We start from the raw sequence: 15,614 nt of genomic DNA, 5'->3' as shown, positions 1-15,614 counted from the left end.
ATATACTGCGACGTTACGGTTGCGACTCGACTGGTGCGGCGCCCTGCCCTGCAGAAAGCGTTAGTGTCAGCACAAGGGGGTTCAGGGTTTCGCGAAACTGGCGATGGTTCTCCAGAACCGGTTGAGGTACCGGATGCAAGAGTTCCGGTGCCTGTTGATTGAGTTCGGTTCTCGGGCGCCGGGGCAGGCTCGGCGTTTGCCAGGGCAATATGTACAGAATTCTCGGATCGTCTTCGCCGGTGCCAGCGGAGAGCCCCCGTACCTGCAGAACGTTCTGTTGGCTCTGCCCCGCCTCACTGTTGCCTTCTGCGGAATAGCCGATGGCCGGCCAAAGCAGCAGAACAGACAGGGGGAAACCGCAGCACGTTAACCTGGACAGCATCATTGCAGCCTCCGTTCAAGATCTGCGATCCAGCCGGCAACCTGCGAGCCTTCCTCCCCCACCAGGGACTGATATTGCTGGTAATGTTCCAGCGCCTTGTCGAGGTCCAGCAGGTAGAGCTCCGATATCACCGCCAGGTTGTAATGCAGTTCCGCCACCTTCGGCGTCACCTTCAACCCCGCTTCCAGCATCTCAGCGGCTTCCTGGAAGCGCTCCTGCTCTTTAAGAAGCAGTGCCAGATTGTTGCGGACCCTCACGTTGGCAGGATCCGCCGCAACCGCCTGGTGCCAGGCCTCCAGCGCCATCTTCCGGTCACCGGCTTCGTAGGCCTGCCGGCCCTGCCGCTCCCACTCTTTTGACTGTTCCGGCTGATACACCTGCGCCAGTTTTTCAGGTGCCGGCGCTTTGGAAGCGCAGCCAGCCAACCCCGCAAGAACCAGAAGAAGTAAAAACCGGAAAACCTGGGGTATCCCTCTCAACCTCATCATGAGCCTCCCTGATTGGTGTCCGTCGTCCAACTCATCCAGCGAAGCTGTCGGTCGTAGCGCCCGGGATGCATGGTGGCCAGGGCCTCCAGGCTGCGCTGAATCCACTCATCGAACCCCTCCGCGGGGATACGTTCGTGGTTGCGGGCGTGCAGCGCCATGGCCTCTTCCTCAAGTGGAAACGCTTCCTCTTCCAGGAGCATCTGATACTGCATGGCTTCCATTTCGTTCAGTTCCGCAGGTACTTCAGAGGACATGAGGTCAGACGCCAGTGTTCGATAGAGTTCAGCACGGCGATATAAAACCTCCGAACGTACTCCAACGCCGGCAAAGGACTCTGCCTCCTGGAGATACTCCTGAGCCTGCTGCATGGCCGCCTGCTTTCGTGCAAGTGACTGCTCCAGCGGGTGAACCAGTGCAATGCCGGCAAAACGCTCTGCCGTCTGGGCACCAAAGAACAGTGCAGCATCGGCAGCCCATTTCAGGGTATCCTCGGAATGCCAATGGCTGGCTCGTTCCCGAGCCAGCAGTTGTTCACGTACGGCAATCACCGAGTCTCCCGATTCGATCAGCCGTTGGCGCATGGTCTGCTGTTGAACATGCTCCTCGGCGGAATCGGGCGTGGGTGCAACCGCCAGCCAGTTTTTGTAAAGCTGGTTTCTGGAAGCGCTGTCACCCTCTGCGTGGAAAATGGCCGCAGCACGCAGCCTGGTGGGCCACGGGTCCGCAAGCGTTTCTGAGCGACTCAGCAGCTCCTCCGCGGCTTTTAATCCCTGGCCAGATTCCTGATAGGCGAGAACCAGCTTCTCACTGGTTTCAGGCGTAAGCTCATGACTCGGATAATCCATCCGGAAGCGTTGGAGTTCATTGATGGCAGCCAGCCAGTCGGATGCCCGAAGCAGAGTATTCGCGGCGTCATAGCGAGCCTTGATCGCAATTTCAGAGCCCGGCATAACGCCCTCAACCCTCTGGAAATGCGCCACGGCCAAAGTTGCGTCGCCGGCACGAGCAGCCTTTTCACCCTGCTGATAGATAGCGGACGCGAGTTGTTCCAGAAGACTGCGCCTTTGGCTTTCTGCATCCGGGCTGGCTTCGTCAGCCAATGGCAAAGCCTGGCGCCACGCACGTTCAGCGAGCCCAAACTCGTTGTTTTTCTGTCGAATACGCGCGGTCACCAACCACGCGGCGTAACGCTCGGTAACCCCCGCCCGCTCCCAGGTCAGTGTAGAACTGGCGTATTGCAGGGCACGCTCGAATTCGCCCAGGTCGTACCAACGGTTGGCAAGGTCGGCACGGAGCCCCGACAGACGTTCATCCGGGCCAAACGCCTCTGCATATTGCTGCTCTTCGTTGCTCAGGACGAGCAGCGTCGCAGTTCTGCTCTCTCCTGATGCCAGCTCAAGATCCTCACGAACAATTCGGATAGCGGCCCAGGCCGAATCCCGGGAATCCCCGTGGCGATGGTCGTAGGCTGCGGCCCGGAAATTCCTGACGGCTTCAGCCCGATCGCCAGCCAGTAACCGGGCATCGCCTGCGAGATGGAGCAGTTCCCCGGCTTGATCCGAGCGAGGTGCAAGCCGCTCGTAATAATGGGCGGCTTTGGCCCAGGCTTCACTGGCGACAGCCGTTTGGTTCCGGCTACTGAGGTCTGTACCGGTGGCGTAGTAGTGATCAGCGAGGAAGCGGGTGTATTGCGCCCAAAGCCCCTTCTGCTCAGGAGTCATCGTCTGGAATCGGGCCTCTGCCCCCAAACGCTGGACGTAATCATCCCGCGCCGCCAGAGCTTTTGAGGTTTTACCGGCCAGTTGCCAGTAGGACACACTCTGGGCCAGGAAATCCGGGCTCGCTGTGTGGCCCGGAAACTCGGACACAAAAGCGTTGTTGACTGACACCGCCCGTTCATAACGGCGTTCCACCGCATGCAGATCCGCAAGCCGATCGTATAGGAGATGCTGCCATGCCGATGACTCACGTCCATCCCGCCAGTCTGCAAGGGTCCGGGCATCGCCCTGGCGGGAGGCCATCAAGGCCAGCACCCGGAAGGTGTCCTCCAGCATATCCATGGACTGCGCCGGCGGGTTGGCCAGCGTGGATTGGTCTGGCAATTGCTGATCCAGTACCGCCATGAATGTCGCTGCCGCGCGGGTCCAGGCGGGCTCACCCTGTTTAAACTGACTCCAGCCGAGCATGTAGCGGGCTTTGGCGGCAAGCTCCTGATGGCTGTCGTGCTCCAACAACTGTCGGTAACCGGCCTCTGCCTCCGCGTAGCGGCCGGCAGAGAACGCGGCTTCCGCAATTCGAAAACGGGCTTCGGGCACGAGTTCAGAGTTCGGATAAAGGCCAACGAGCTGTTTCAGTCTTGCGATGGACTGCTCGGGTTGCCCGGTCAGCGCGTGAGCCTTGGCCATCTGGTACAGCAACTCGTCGAGACGCCCGGAAAAGGACCCTTTAGCCAGAATGCTTTCGTAGCTCTCGAGCACTTCTTCATAGATGGCCGCTTCCCGCTGTTCAGGAAAACCGACGTCCTCTCCCGACCGGTCACGGATATTGTTAAGCCGGTTCAGGGCATCAATCCGTACTTCAGGCTCGTCCGAGGACTCAAACAGCTTCTGATAACGGCGAGCCACTTCCAGAGGCGAAATCGCCGGCAGTGGCCGGCTCTCAAATTTCAGAAACACCGGGCGCATATCCCCCAGGGTTTCACCATCCCGCCCCAACTCCACGCGGAACGATTCCTGCGCAGAAACCGGCGCATGGGCCAACGTCATAACCATTACAAGGAGTGCCGCGAAGGACTTCGGAGCAAAAGGCAGATTCACTGTGCACCCTCCCCGAGATTTTCCAGAGCCAGATACTCGTAGAGATGTGCGATTTGCTGCTCGGTTTTGTCCAGCGCGTGAGTCATGCGCTGGGTCTGCTTTTTAACAAACGCCAGTGCCAGTGCATCCAGTTCTCGCGCAGCCTGCTCCCGGAGACTAAGGGTCTTGTAACGTAAATCCTTGGTGGCGTCTCTCAATGCACCAGCGTCGTCCAGAACCGTTTCCAGGCGCTCAGGCATTTGGACGACCTGCTGATTCAGCGCGTTCATGCGGCGGCCGGCTGCTGCCAGAGACTGTTTGAGCTGGCGCAGTTCTGTAGCCTGGGCAGGCGTCGCCGCCTGCTCCGCCAACCGATCCAATCGCGCTTCCAGATCCCCCTGTTGTTGCTCAACGGACGCGATTTGTGCCCCCGGAGCCTTTGAACCGGCTGAGCTCATAAAGCCTTCAAGGGCCTGGATGAAAACCTGCAGGTTGTACTTGCTCGCATCCAGTGTTGCGACCATCTCATCGAGGCGCGCCACCCTCCGCACCGCTGTCTGGGCGCCGGGTTCTTCCATAAAGCGAAGAAGATACGCCATTCGTGGTTGGGTCAGCGTTCGGTTATCGGCCAGAAACCACTGAATGTCGTCACTCCGGGCATCCTGAACCAGGGTTTTGTAGGCACCGTCTGCCGTGATCCTCTCGGACAGCTTACCCAGAGTTACCCGTTCTCCCTCATACGCAGCATTGGCGGCGAGCCAGGATTCTCCGGCCTGGCCCGGATACCCGGAAAGATCGTAACCACGTCCCATGCCAATCCACGCATCTGAAACGCCGGGAAACGCCAGCGGAAATTTCTTGGCTCGGTGCCAGCTCTGCATGGCGGCCCGGTGGTTACCTTTACGCGACAGCGCAAGTCCATGAAGATAGAGGGCCTGAGGTGTGTGATAACTTTGCAGAGAGACCTTCTCCAGGAAATCGATCGCTTTGTCGTAATCATCGCTACCCAGCGCCAGATACCCGGCCCGGAGATTGAGTTGATCGAGCAGTGCCCGGCTCCGGTTCGAGTCGGCGTCTTTGGCAGCCATGGCCATGGCAACCCGGAGCGAAACCAGGGCCCGTGACGAATCGAGATCATCGTGGGCGAAATCCGCCGCCAGGTTCATATAGCCCACAGCCGCCCAGTAGCCATCTTCCATACGCGCAAGGTATTGACCGGCCGCGTCGGTCTTCCCTTGTATTCTGACCAGCTCCGCCAGACCAAGAAGCGCTTTTTGAACCACTTCGCCATAGCCGGTTCGGCGCGCCTGTTGGTACCAGTTTTCCGCACCGGTGAGATCGCCCTCTTCCTGTGCCATTTCAGCCAGAGCTAATGCCGCTTCGCCTCGGTGAGACGCACCGTTAAATACACCCTCAAACCCAGCCCTGGCCTCGTCGTGCTGCCCCGACGCCAGCATAAGCCGGGCCTGGAGGTAATCGGCCGATTCGCCTTCAAGCTTCATGGCCAACCCGACAACCGACGAAGCCTCACCGGTATCCAGCGCAAAGCGAACCACGCCGGTTGCCAACGAGTTATCCATGGCAGTTGCTACCGGCGCGGCAACACCTGCCAGCATCGCTGCCATGACACCAATACTGTTTCGGAGGAACAGAGACATGCGCCCATTCATGGCCGGTTATTTCCACTCAACAAATGAGACTTCCGGTTCATAGTCCGGTGCCTTGGCGTTCAGCGTCATCTGTAGGCGCAAAGTGCCGGGCTGTTTTCGGAAATCGTGGACAATCTCCCGGCGCACGAAACGATTGTTGGCCGCCCGGGCGTTGATCACTGCCTTGAGACTGTGCTTTCCGTCCGCCAGATTGCCAATAAACAGTTGATGTACACCGCCCTGGCCCAGGGAGCTCCGTTCATTTTCTGTGTACAGATGAGCGGTAACCGGCTGCTCATTGACGAACAGTTCTACCGAATCCAGCTCAAGGGCCTGCCGGTTCGCCAAAGACAGAAAGACCGCCACCCGGGTATTCACCGGGTGCAGCAGTTTCTGCTCGAGGGCATGCACACTTGCGGTATGCCGGGTAATGTCAGCGTTCAGACGCTCGATCTGCTCATCGAGCGACGATGCGTGGGAGGTTGCCGCCATCGCGGCAATGATCATTCCGGATATACAAAGCCCCCTGATCCCTGGGGCAATCCGGCACTTTTGTGGTTTTTGTCTGCCGAACATCACTTTCCTGCCTTGCCGGGCCGCGCTGGTGCGCGGCTCAGGTAACATTTCGAAATAAAGAGTAACACCCGCTAACAACCAAGAACGGTATCCATTTCACCAAATGAGCATTTGGCCGGGTATCGGCAACGAAAAGTGTCGACTAATTTGACAGAAATAAAGGGAAGGGAGACTGATTACAAAGGACCGACCGGCCCCATGACGATGCAAGCTATTGATATTAATACTTTATACAGGGGCATGGCCCCGGATTTGCTCTATCAGAGTTGGCGGGAGCGCCTTTCAGGCAACCCCCGCTTGAATATGCCGAGCTTTGCCGATGCCCTCAACCGCATCGGCTTTTTTTTACTTACTCAACTGCCTCATGGCCGATTCGAGCCCCTCAATGGTCAAAGGGTACATATGATTATTGACCAATTGCTGGGTAATGCCCAGTGAACCACCCGATCCCCAGTAGCTTTCCGGTAACGGGTTGAGCCACACCACCTTCCGGAAATGCTCGGTCACACGCTGGAACCAGGTCGCGCCTGCTTCCTCATTCCAGTGCTCGATAGAGCCACCGGGATGCGTAATCTCATAGGGTGCCATGGTGGCATCCCCGACAAAGATCACCTTATAGTCCGGCGTATATTTATGCAGGATGTCCCAGGTGCTGAGCGTCTCGTTCATGCGCCGGATGTTATTCTTCCACACGCTTTCATAAACGAAATTATGGAAGTAGAAATACTCCATGTGCTTGAACTCAAGACGTGCCGCGGAGAACAGCTCTTCGCACACCCGAACGTGAGGATCCATTGAACCACCCACATCAAAGAAAATCAGAACCTTCACGGCATTGTGCCGCTCGGGAACCATTTTCAGGTCCAGGTATCCGGCATTGCGGGCCGTTGAGCGGATGGTGTCATCCATGTCGAGCTGGTCTGCGGCACCCTGTCGGGCAAATTTACGCAACCGGCGCAGGGCGACCTTGATGTTGCGGATGCCCAGGGTGATGCTGTCGTCCAGATCGCGGAATTCACGCTTTTCCCAGACTTTGACCGCCCGGCCGTGGCGACCTTTGTTCTGGCCGATGCGGAAGCCTTCCGGGTTATAACCGTTGGCGCCGAACGGTGAGGTTCCGCCAGTACCAATCCATTTGTTCCCGCCGGCGTGACGTTCCTTCTGCTCTTCCATGCGCTTCTTGAAGGTTTCGATCAACTCTTCCAACCCGCCGAGAGTCTCAATCTTGGCTTTCTCTTCGTCGGTCAGGTGTTTCTCGAATTCAGCACGCAGCCAGTCGTCCGGAATCAGCGTCTCGAGCAGATCATCGAGATTCTCGATGCCTTCAAAATAGGCCTGGAAGGCGCGATCAAACTTGTCAAAGTGCCGCTCATCCTTAACCAGGCACACCCTGGCCAGGTAATAGAACTCCTCCATGTCTGCGAATGCCAGGCGCTGCTGAATGGCCTCCAGCAGGTCCAGGAATTCCCGCAGACTGGCCGGCACCTTGGCCCGCCGTACTTCGAGGAAAAAATCAATCAACATAAAGCAAGGCTCTTGTCGGTGATCAGTTTCGGCGACGCGCCATGAAAGCCAGCTTCTGCAGCAAATGAACGTCCTGCTCATTCTTCACCAGGGCACCATAGAGCGGTGGCAGAGCCGAGCTGGAGTCTTTCTCCTGCAGGGCTTTGGCAGAGAGCTCATCCGCCATCAGTAACTTGAGCCAGTCGATCAGCTCGGATGTCGACGGCTTCTTCTTGAGCCCCGGCACTTTGCGAACGTCGAAGAACACTTCCAGCGCATCCCGCACCACCTGCTGCTGAATCCCCGGGAAGTGGACATCCACGATGTTTTTCATGGTGTCGTGATCCGGGAAACTGATGTAGTGGAAGAAGCAACGGCGCAGGAAGGCATCCGGCAGCTCTTTCTCGTTGTTACTGGTGATCACCACAATCGGGCGCTTCTTCGCTTTTACGAACTCCTGGGTTTCGTAAACAAAGAACTCCATTCGGTCCAGTTCCAGCAACAGGTCGTTCGGGAATTCGATATCCGCCTTGTCGATTTCGTCGATCAGCAGAACCACCTGTTCGTCCGCCTCAAAGGCTTCCCAGAGCTTTCCTTTCACAATGTAGTTACGAATGTCTTTGACCTTCTCGTCGCCGAGCTGGGAGTCACGAAGACGGGACACCGCATCATACTCGTACAGGCCCTGTTGGGCCTTGGTGGTCGACTTGATGTGCCAGGGAATCAGCGTCATTCCCAGCGCCGCGGCCATTTCCTCCGCCAGCAGGGTTTTACCGGTGCCGGGTTCACCCTTGATCAACAACGGACGCTGCAGCGCGATGGCTGCATTGACTGCCATTTGCAGGTCATCGGTGGCTACGTATTTATCGGTGCCGGTAAACTTCATGTGTCTGATTCCTGTTGGTTACTTTTTCGGATTCTCTTTCTTGTCCACCGGTTTGGGCTTTTCGCCCTCCGGTGACTCTTCATCATAATCGGGCAAATCGTCGAATTCGGAGAGGTCAAAGTCTTCCAGACCAAACTCGTCCTCATCAATGTCGAACTCGGATTCACTGATCTCATCGGCTTCCGACGGATCTGGCTCGGCCTCAGCGCCAACCGTATCGTCTGCCACGGGAATTTCGTCCTCGTCCGGCTCCAGTTCAGCCGATGGCAGCTCTTCCGTTACTTCGGGTACGGCCTCGTCCGGAACCTCGTCCGGTTCGCTGTCAGCTTGCGAGAGTTCCGGGATATCTTCAGGTTCCGGTTCCGACTCTTCGGCAGACGCCAGCTCTGGATCTGTTTCCAGCGCAGTTTCAGTTTCAGGTTCAGCCTCCGCTTCCACCGACTCTGCCGCTGCCGGAGGCTCTGGCTCCACCACCGGTGCTTCTTCCGATTCTTCAGCCAGGTCTTCCAGCGTTTCACGCTCGGCCGCTGCCGCCTGCTCCTGTTCTGCCCTGGCCTTTTTCTGGCGCCATGCAAACAAACCAAGGCCCACAATAGCAACCAGCAAGGCTGCGCCAGCACCCCAGGCCCAAACCGGGATACCCAGAAGGGTACCCTTCTCCGGCTCCGTGTCAGCAATCGGCTGTTCGGCCGGCGCTTCGGGCTTCGGCTCAACGACCGGTGCAGGCTCTGGCACTGGTTCCGGCTCGGATTCCTGAACCGGAACTTCGACCGGAGGCTCAGCTTCCGATTGCGGCTCCGGTTCTGAAGAGTTGGCTCCGCCATCAAAATCCGGCAGCGGCTCCGCCTGTTCAGACAGGTCTGGCACCATGGGTTCGGTCACGACCTCCAGAGGTGGCTCTTCCCCTGGCACGGTAAACGTCGTCATGGCGCTGAATTTGCGGGAGAAAGTTCCGCCATCCGCCACCACATCAACCTGATAGCGGCCAGGTGCAGGCAATCTGGGTACGGTGTCCCGATATACGCCGTCTTCCGGCGGCGTATCGGGAGACAATACCTTGGTACCTTTCCGGCCGTCACTGGCGGTTATCGACAGGCTAACGTCCATCACCGAGAGAAAATCAGACCCCGTAATCTTTTCGGCTTCTTCATAAAAGGCCACTTCAATGGCCAGAGGCTGCTCTTCGGTAAACTCGGCGGGAATCGGATTCACGGCCATGCGCAGATCACTGACCACCGTCACGCGGCTCCCCTGGCCAAGATCGCCAATGATACGCCAGCGGCCCGAGACCGGTTCAGTAACGGTGATCAGATCGTAGCCCGGCTCAGATGCCCAACGAACATTTTCCGGAGCGTTCTCCCGGGTGAAAGGCTCACCATCAGGCTGTGCAAGCGCCAACGGCTCTTCGCCAGAAGCATCCTGACCGGAGAAAATCAGCGCCGTAAACTCGCTGATGCCCTCATCGACGGCAAAGCCATCGCCTTCAATGGGCACCTGTTCTTGCGGCACTGCGGTGTTCAGCGCATTGGCAAAGGCCAGGTTCAAGGCCTCGGCGGATTGTGCCAGCTGGAAGCTGCCACCAGTTTCGCGGGCCAGGTTACGCAGAAACCGGATATCCGCCTTCTCAGACAGACCAACCGTGTGGATCGTGGCGCCCTTGTCTTTCAGCGCTGGCAACAAGGAATCGAGAATGCGTTTTTCCTCGGCCCGACTGGCGTCTTCGCCACCGGGCACGTCGACCTTGCCATCGCTGAGGACAATAAGATGGGTGTTCTCGAGGGTACCGCCAGACAGCCAGTCGTTGGCGGCTTTCTCCATCGCCAACCCCAGGTTCGTGTGCAGCGCTACCGAATTGATCTGCTCGGAACGCTCAACAGCAGTATCGCGCCAGGCCTGGTCAACCACACCGTAGGGCACCAGCATGTTGACGTACTGCCCGAAAGTCCAGAGACCGGCACTGGCCCCTTCTGGCAGGGTCCGGGCCAGCAGCCGGACCGCTGGGCGGCGGAGATTCTGTGGATCGGTTTCCTTCATGGAGCCGGAAATATCCACCACAATGCGCACATCTGCATTGCCGGGCAGAGACAGTGCCGGGTCCTGCGCAGATACTTGCCAAGAAAACAGCAGCAGAACTGCAGCCACCCAAATGCGTTTAAACCCCTTCATTGAACTGCGCCCTTATCTTTTGTTGTTCTAAGAAACCGTTTACTTGCGTACCAGCCGATACCGAACCAGATCAAGTATCCAGACCAGCAGCATGACGATCGCCGCAATGCTGAAGTTGAACAGAGCGCGACCGGCAGCATCGGTGTCACCCAGAATCAGCTCATAGCCCGCAAACAGCCAGGCCGGTATCCACCAGCCGGCCACGTCTGGCGATTCCACGGGGGTCAGCACCAGCACCACAAGCGCAGACAAAAGCAACGTCCGCAGACCATAAAAGGGCAATACCCGGAACAGTGATTTCATCATGTAGAAAAACACAACGAAAGCGACTGCATAGGCCGCCCAGAAAACTCCATAAGCCAGTGAAGCGTCCGTATCCATCATTACAGAATCCAGTGAATAATGTGTTCTTCCCAATCCTCTTCCGGCACAGAATCCTCCGACACCACGTTACCCCGCACCGAAACACGGGCTTGATGAACGGTTTCAGGGTCTCCGCTGCGAAGCGGGTGCCAGTCCGGCAAAGGCCTTCCCTCGGCGAGGGTCCGGTACGCACAGGTGTATGGTAACCAGTGGTAGCTGAGAACCGTATCGGCGGTCAGTACCGTACACCCCGGTACCTTTTTCAATCGTTGCTCATAGACCGTACAGCCACAGGTTTCGAGGTCCATGTAACGGCACACAAGATCGGTGTGATACACCTCTCCCGTATCCTCATCCTCCAGCTTTTGCAAACAGCACTTACCGCAGCCATCACACAGGGACTCCCATTCCGGCTGCGTCATGTCTGCCAGTCGTTTGCGCTGCCAGAAGGGAATCTGTGCAATCATTTCCGGTGTTGCTCGATCTTGCGCTTGAAGTCCACGATGTAGGTGTCCTGCTCTTCCGGCATCTGCAGGAAGAAGTCCTTTTCTTCGATTGCCGCCAGCACTTCCTTTCCGGTTGTGCGCGCGAGCTTCTTGTCTGGCGTCAACAGCAGATCCATCGAGTGGATGGGCGAACCAAAGATACCTCTCAGCGCCTCCGGTAAATCGTCCCACTTTTGCCCGCGGCGAACAAAGAGATAGGTGTCGCCTTTCTTGCTGCTGCGAAACACTGATACAAATTCACGTTCAGTCATTGGCTGAGCAGTTCCTCAATATCTTGCTTTACCGGCGCGATAATCTGCGCGCGCCAGCCCTCAAAAAACGCCTGGCCTGCCAGGGTGCCATCTTGGATCAGCTTCTCAATACGCTTACGCGGCGCCAACAATTCCATTGGAATATCAACGCGTTCCGCGGCATTACTAAAGTAACGCTTAACTTTCTTGTAAAGCGCTTGCTGATCCCGGCTCAGCGGTCTTGGAATGAGCTCAAGCCCTGAATTATCGGTATCACGGGCGGCCTGCACAAGTTGAACCAGCTGCTCACCATAACGTTTAACGAAACCACCGGGTACGCCCTGAACATCCCTGATCACGGCAGCTGATGACGGCAACCGCTCAGCAACGGCAATCAGCAAGCCATCGTTCAGGACCCTGTTGCGGGGTCGGTCCTGGCGACGACACTCCTGCTCACGCCACGCAACCAGTGCCCGGAGCACCGCTTGCTGTTCCCGGTTCAGGGTCCAGCCTCCCCGGAGTTTCAGATAATGCTGCTCCGGGTCTTCCTGGGTAGCGGCCTCACTGGCAAACCGGCTGGATTCATCCGCCAGAGCATGTTCCAGGTTTCTTTGCCTCAGGTTGGTCAACACCCAGCCGTAGAGTGGCTCCAGAAAACGGATATCGTCCAGGGCGTAGCGCTCCTGGGCCGGCGTCAGTGGCCGTGACACCCAGTCCGAGCGGGTGGCGGACTTATCGAGTGCTTCACCGAACAGCGTCTCAACCAGGCGGGCGTAACCTACAGAGAATCCGGCACCGGCCAGCGCGGCACCGATCTGCAAATCCAGCACACCGGCTGGTTCCACAGTCAGCCAATGGCGGAATAACTCCAGATCCTCACTCATGGCATACAGCAGTTTTGGACGGTTTTCATCGGCCAGCATCGCCCGGAACGATTCCGAGGCCTCAGCCACCTCCGGATCCACCAGCCAGAACTGTCCGCCAGCGCCCAACTGCACCAGGCCAGGAATCGGGTAGAAGGTGGACACCCGCTCGAACTCCGTGTCGAGTGCGACCGGCATGCCGGGTTCAAGGCTTTCGAGCCACTGATCCAGCTGCTCGGGTGTCTCCAGCCAGCGAACGGTATCCGGGGCCGGTGGAATGGCTACGGCCGGGTCGGTTTGGGTCATAAACAGAACCTGGGAACTTATTCAGACAGGGGTTTGCGACCCCGGAATGCATGGGTGAGTGTAAATCCATCAACATAGCCCAGCTCACCGCCAACCGGAATGCCATGGGCCAGGCGTGTAATCAGGATATTCTGGCCATCAAGGCGGTCAGCAATGTAATGGGCGGTGGCTTCGCCTTCCACCGTGGGGTTAGTGGCCAGGATCAATTCCGTTACGCCTTCACGGCGCACCCGATCCAGCAGGCGTTCAATCCCGATCTCCTCCGGGCCCACGCCATCGATGGGCGACAGATGCCCCATCAACACGAAGTAACTGCCTTTGTAATCGCCGGCCTGCTCAATGGCGAGCAGGTCTGAAGGGCTTTCAACCACGCACAGGGTGCCATTGAGGCGCTCGGGTTTCTCGCAGATCTGGCAGATTTCGGTGTCCGAGAAGTTCTGACAACTGTCGCAACGGCGAACACCGTCCATCGCGTGATTCAGCGCCGCTGCCAGCCGTGTTCCGCCAGAGCGCCCCCGCTCCAGCAGATGAAAGGCCATGCGTTGGGCCGTCTTCTGGCCAACACCGGGCAGGCATCGCAGGGACTCCACCAATTCATCAACCAGGGGGCTGAATGCCATGACTACTCCTTAAAAAATCGATGGCAGGCCGGCTCAGAACGGCATCTTGAAACCGGGCGGCATCCCCATGCCAGACATCATGCCGGACATTTTTTCTTTCTGGTTGGCCTCTACCCGGCGAACCGCATCGTTCACGGCGGCAGCCAGCAGGTCTTCCAGGATTTCCTTGTCTTCAGACAACAGGGACGGATCGATATCCACTTTGCGGACATCGTGCCGGCCGTTCATGGTGACTTTTACCAACCCGGCGCCGGATTCCCCGGTCACTTCGGCTTTGGCGATCTCTTCCTGGGCCTTCTGCATCTGCTCCTGCATCTGCTGGGCCTTTTTCATCAGGTCGCCCATATTGTTCATCATCTACTTATCTCCTGGCTGTTTCTGCGGGGCGTATACTTTCTTCGACGACCCGCCCTTCAAATCGTTCCACAATACTCTTGACCAGAGGATCCTGTCGGATGGACTCTTCCGCAGCTTTCTGGCGCGCCGCCCGCTGGCGCTCCTCGAAGGCGGCCGGCGTATGCAACCCCGGCACACCCTGCTCTATCTTCAACTGTGTGGCGTCGCCGAAGCGTGATCTCAAGGCCGCCAGTATTTTTTCTTCGTGGCGAGCATTGAGCAGCCGCGCATGCCCCTCATCCAGAGTCAGCACAACCGCCTGCCCTTCCATTCTCATGGACGAATAGCTGGCCAGGTTTCCAGGCATGCCGGTAATACCCAGCGAGCGGAAATCACGTTCCCAGACAAACCCGTCGGAGGTAACCGGTTGCTCGGGCTCGGCAGGGGCTGGCTCAGGCTCGTTCACCAGGGCCTGGTCAGCATTTTGCTCTGACTGCACCGGATCAGGGGCCGAAACTGGTTCCGGCGCTGACTCTGGCTCGGGTATCGCGCTTGCGTCAGGCTCAATACTGGAATCCGATTGCGGCACCGGCTCTTGCCACTCGGGTGATTCAGCCTGAACGCCGTAGTCTTCTGGCTCCCAGGGTGGCGGGTCATCCACCATGGGTGGCTGCGGTTCAAGTTCAGCTACCGGCTCCGGACTGGGAGCCGGCTGAGGCGCGGGCTCGGGTTGCGGTGCCGCGGCGACAGCCTGGGTGGGCGCGGTTTGCGAAACCGGGCCAGGCTCAGGTTCTGAATCCGCCGGGCCATTGTTGCTGTTGCCAGAGGCCAGCGCCGGCGGTTCCCGGCGATCGGTACCCGGTCGAAACGCCAGCATGCGCAGCAAGGTCATTTCAAAGCCCATACGGGCATCCGGTGTCACCGACAGATCTTTCCGGCCAATCAACGCGGTCTGGTAAAACAACTGAGCATCTTCGGCACTCAGACGACGGGCCAGTTCCTGCACCTGGGCAGCATCGCCCATGGCGTTGTCGGCACTGCCCGGCACCACCTGCTCCATGGTGACGCGATGAAACAGGGACAGCATATCGGACAGGATGACGCCGTAATCCGGCGCAAAATCCGAGATCCGGTTAATTTCAGACAGCAGGCCGGGGCCATCACGCTCAACCAATGCGTTAACAATGCGCTGGATATCGCGCTGATCGATGGTGCCCAGCATATTGCTGACATCACTGGCAGCCAGGTTCTCGTTGCCGAATGCAATCGCCTGGTCGGTCAGGCTGAGGGCATCCCTCATACTGCCATCGGCCGCCCTCGCCAACAGCCACAGAGCCGGGTCTTCAAACGGGATCTGTTCTTCGGTCAGAACGTGCTGCAGGTGGCCAACAATGTGCTCCGGCGTCATCCGCTTGAGATTGAACTGCAAACACCGGGAAAGCACCGTCACCGGCAGCTTCTGGGGATCAGTGGTGGCCAACAGGAACTTGACGTGTTCAGGAGGCTCTTCCAGGGTTTTCAGAAAGGCGTTGAAGGACTGGTTGGTGAGCATGTGCACCTCATCGATGAGGTACACCTTGTAGCGGCCGCGCGTGGGGGCGTACTGCACGTTGTCGGTCAGTTCCCGCATGTCATCTACACCGGTGCGGGAGGCAGCATCGATTTCGATCAGATCAACAAAACGGTTCTCCAGGATCTCCTTGCAGCTGTCGCATTCACCGCAGGGATTCGGCGTTATGCCGGTCTCACAGTTCAGACAGCGGGCCAGCAGGCGGCCAATGGTGGTTTTGCCCACGCCCCGGGTGCCGGTAAACAGATAGGCATGGTGCAGGCGCTGGTGTTCCAGGGCGTGAATAAGCGCCTGTAACACATGTTCCTGCCCCACCATGTCTTCAAAGGTACGGGGGCGCCATTTCCGGGCTAAAACCTGATAGCTCATGATCCA

15 protein-coding genes are annotated in these 15,614 nt (G+C 58.1%); all 15 read right to left on the bottom strand.

Annotation, left to right across the window (positions count from 1 at the left end; genetic code table 11):
• Nucleotides 1-13: 13 nt before the first annotated feature.
• Nucleotides 14-385, bottom strand: coding sequence for a hypothetical protein (locus OZ656_RS09740; RefSeq protein ID WP_235853344.1), 372 nt, complete (start codon nt 383-385; stop codon nt 14-16).
• Nucleotides 382-870 carry a tetratricopeptide repeat protein gene (locus OZ656_RS09735; RefSeq protein WP_114434023.1) on the bottom strand — a complete coding sequence of 163 codons (489 nt, stop codon included), beginning with the start codon at nt 868-870 and terminating at the stop codon, nt 382-384. Before OZ656_RS09735 ends, OZ656_RS09740 begins: the two co-directional genes overlap by 4 nt.
• Nucleotides 867-3,686 (bottom strand): outer membrane protein assembly factor BamD, encoded by a 2,820-nt coding sequence (gene bamD, locus OZ656_RS09730; RefSeq protein ID WP_278350657.1) that lies wholly within the window; start codon nt 3,684-3,686, stop codon nt 867-869. Before bamD ends, OZ656_RS09735 begins: the two co-directional genes overlap by 4 nt.
• Nucleotides 3,683-5,323, bottom strand: a complete 1,641-nt coding sequence (locus tag OZ656_RS09725) for a lipopolysaccharide assembly protein LapB (RefSeq protein ID WP_278350658.1) — start codon at nt 5,321-5,323, stop codon at nt 3,683-3,685. The genes bamD and OZ656_RS09725 overlap by 4 nt, the downstream gene beginning before the upstream one ends.
• Nucleotides 5,324-5,341: 18 nt before the next feature.
• Nucleotides 5,342-5,806, bottom strand: a complete 465-nt coding sequence (locus OZ656_RS09720; protein WP_278350659.1) for an AraC family transcriptional regulator — start codon at nt 5,804-5,806, stop codon at nt 5,342-5,344.
• Nucleotides 5,807-6,235: 429 nt separating this feature from the next.
• Nucleotides 6,236-7,414 carry a VWA domain-containing protein gene (locus tag OZ656_RS09715; RefSeq protein ID WP_278350660.1) on the bottom strand — a complete coding sequence of 393 codons (1,179 nt, stop codon included), beginning with the start codon at nt 7,412-7,414 and terminating at the stop codon, nt 6,236-6,238.
• A 22-nt stretch (nt 7,415-7,436) separates the two neighbouring features.
• Complete coding sequence (locus tag OZ656_RS09710; RefSeq protein ID WP_011785090.1) at nt 7,437-8,279, bottom strand: MoxR family ATPase; 843 nt, start codon at nt 8,277-8,279, stop codon at nt 7,437-7,439.
• 18 nt (nt 8,280-8,297) lie between these two features.
• Entirely contained in the window at nt 8,298-10,445 is a 2,148-nt protein-coding gene (locus tag OZ656_RS09705; RefSeq protein WP_278350661.1) for a VWA domain-containing protein, read from the bottom strand.
• A 39-nt stretch (nt 10,446-10,484) separates the two neighbouring features.
• Nucleotides 10,485-10,829 (bottom strand): hypothetical protein, encoded by a 345-nt coding sequence (locus OZ656_RS09700; protein ID WP_011785092.1) that lies wholly within the window; start codon nt 10,827-10,829, stop codon nt 10,485-10,487.
• Nucleotides 10,829-11,275 carry a YcgN family cysteine cluster protein gene (locus OZ656_RS09695; RefSeq protein ID WP_278350662.1) on the bottom strand — a complete coding sequence of 149 codons (447 nt, stop codon included), beginning with the start codon at nt 11,273-11,275 and terminating at the stop codon, nt 10,829-10,831. Before OZ656_RS09695 ends, OZ656_RS09700 begins: the two co-directional genes overlap by 1 nt.
• Nucleotides 11,272-11,565 (bottom strand): YcgL domain-containing protein, encoded by a 294-nt coding sequence (locus OZ656_RS09690; RefSeq protein ID WP_011785094.1) that lies wholly within the window; start codon nt 11,563-11,565, stop codon nt 11,272-11,274. The genes OZ656_RS09695 and OZ656_RS09690 overlap by 4 nt, the downstream gene beginning before the upstream one ends.
• Complete coding sequence (locus tag OZ656_RS09685; protein WP_278350663.1) at nt 11,562-12,713, bottom strand: HRDC domain-containing protein; 1,152 nt, start codon at nt 12,711-12,713, stop codon at nt 11,562-11,564. Before OZ656_RS09685 ends, OZ656_RS09690 begins: the two co-directional genes overlap by 4 nt.
• 17 nt (nt 12,714-12,730) lie before the next feature.
• Nucleotides 12,731-13,333: a recombination mediator RecR gene (gene recR, locus OZ656_RS09680; protein WP_278350664.1), complete on the bottom strand. Its 603-nt coding sequence runs from the start codon at nt 13,331-13,333 to the stop codon at nt 12,731-12,733.
• A gap of 33 nt (nt 13,334-13,366) precedes the next feature.
• Nucleotides 13,367-13,690 carry a YbaB/EbfC family nucleoid-associated protein gene (locus tag OZ656_RS09675; RefSeq protein ID WP_061331094.1) on the bottom strand — a complete coding sequence of 108 codons (324 nt, stop codon included), beginning with the start codon at nt 13,688-13,690 and terminating at the stop codon, nt 13,367-13,369.
• Between the two features lie 4 nt (nt 13,691-13,694).
• The gene (gene dnaX, locus OZ656_RS09670; protein WP_278350665.1) at nt 13,695-15,608 is read right to left on the bottom strand and encodes a DNA polymerase III subunit gamma/tau; all 1,914 of its coding nucleotides are present in this window, start codon (nt 15,606-15,608) and stop codon (nt 13,695-13,697) included.
• Between the last annotated feature and the right edge of the window lie 6 nt (nt 15,609-15,614).

Origin of the sequence: Marinobacter sp. LM1 (assembly GCF_042763285.1) — a bacterium.
Taxonomy (GTDB): Bacteria; Pseudomonadota; Gammaproteobacteria; order Pseudomonadales; family Oleiphilaceae; genus Marinobacter; species Marinobacter nauticus.
The sequence above is the reverse complement of the archived record's forward strand: the minus strand, read 5'-3'. Positions and strand labels throughout refer to the sequence as shown.

What these genes read in the sequence shown, in the direction of transcription:
- OZ656_RS09740 (WP_235853344.1), bottom strand. Translation starts at nt 385, where the DNA reads ATGATGCTGTCCAGGTTAACGTGCTGCGGTTTCCCCCTGTCTGTTCTG.
- OZ656_RS09735 (WP_114434023.1), bottom strand. Translation starts at nt 870, where the DNA reads ATGATGAGGTTGAGAGGGATACCCCAGGTTTTCCGGTTTTTACTTCTT.
- OZ656_RS09725 (WP_278350658.1), bottom strand. Translation starts at nt 5,323, where the DNA reads ATGTCTCTGTTCCTCCGAAACAGTATTGGTGTCATGGCAGCGATGCTG.
- OZ656_RS09720 (WP_278350659.1), bottom strand. Translation starts at nt 5,806, where the DNA reads ATGGCGGCAACCTCCCACGCATCGTCGCTCGATGAGCAGATCGAGCGT.
- OZ656_RS09715 (WP_278350660.1), bottom strand. Translation starts at nt 7,414, where the DNA reads ATGTTGATTGATTTTTTCCTCGAAGTACGGCGGGCCAAGGTGCCGGCC.
- OZ656_RS09710 (WP_011785090.1), bottom strand. Translation starts at nt 8,279, where the DNA reads ATGAAGTTTACCGGCACCGATAAATACGTAGCCACCGATGACCTGCAA.
- OZ656_RS09705 (WP_278350661.1), bottom strand. Translation starts at nt 10,445, where the DNA reads ATGAAGGGGTTTAAACGCATTTGGGTGGCTGCAGTTCTGCTGCTGTTT.
- OZ656_RS09700 (WP_011785092.1), bottom strand. Translation starts at nt 10,829, where the DNA reads ATGATGGATACGGACGCTTCACTGGCTTATGGAGTTTTCTGGGCGGCC.
- OZ656_RS09695 (WP_278350662.1), bottom strand. Translation starts at nt 11,275, where the DNA reads ATGATTGCACAGATTCCCTTCTGGCAGCGCAAACGACTGGCAGACATG.
- OZ656_RS09690 (WP_011785094.1), bottom strand. Translation starts at nt 11,565, where the DNA reads ATGACTGAACGTGAATTTGTATCAGTGTTTCGCAGCAGCAAGAAAGGC.
- OZ656_RS09685 (WP_278350663.1), bottom strand. Translation starts at nt 12,713, where the DNA reads ATGACCCAAACCGACCCGGCCGTAGCCATTCCACCGGCCCCGGATACC.
- recR (WP_278350664.1), bottom strand. Translation starts at nt 13,333, where the DNA reads ATGGCATTCAGCCCCCTGGTTGATGAATTGGTGGAGTCCCTGCGATGC.
- OZ656_RS09675 (WP_061331094.1), bottom strand. Translation starts at nt 13,690, where the DNA reads ATGATGAACAATATGGGCGACCTGATGAAAAAGGCCCAGCAGATGCAG.
- dnaX (WP_278350665.1), bottom strand. Translation starts at nt 15,608, where the DNA reads ATGAGCTATCAGGTTTTAGCCCGGAAATGGCGCCCCCGTACCTTTGAA.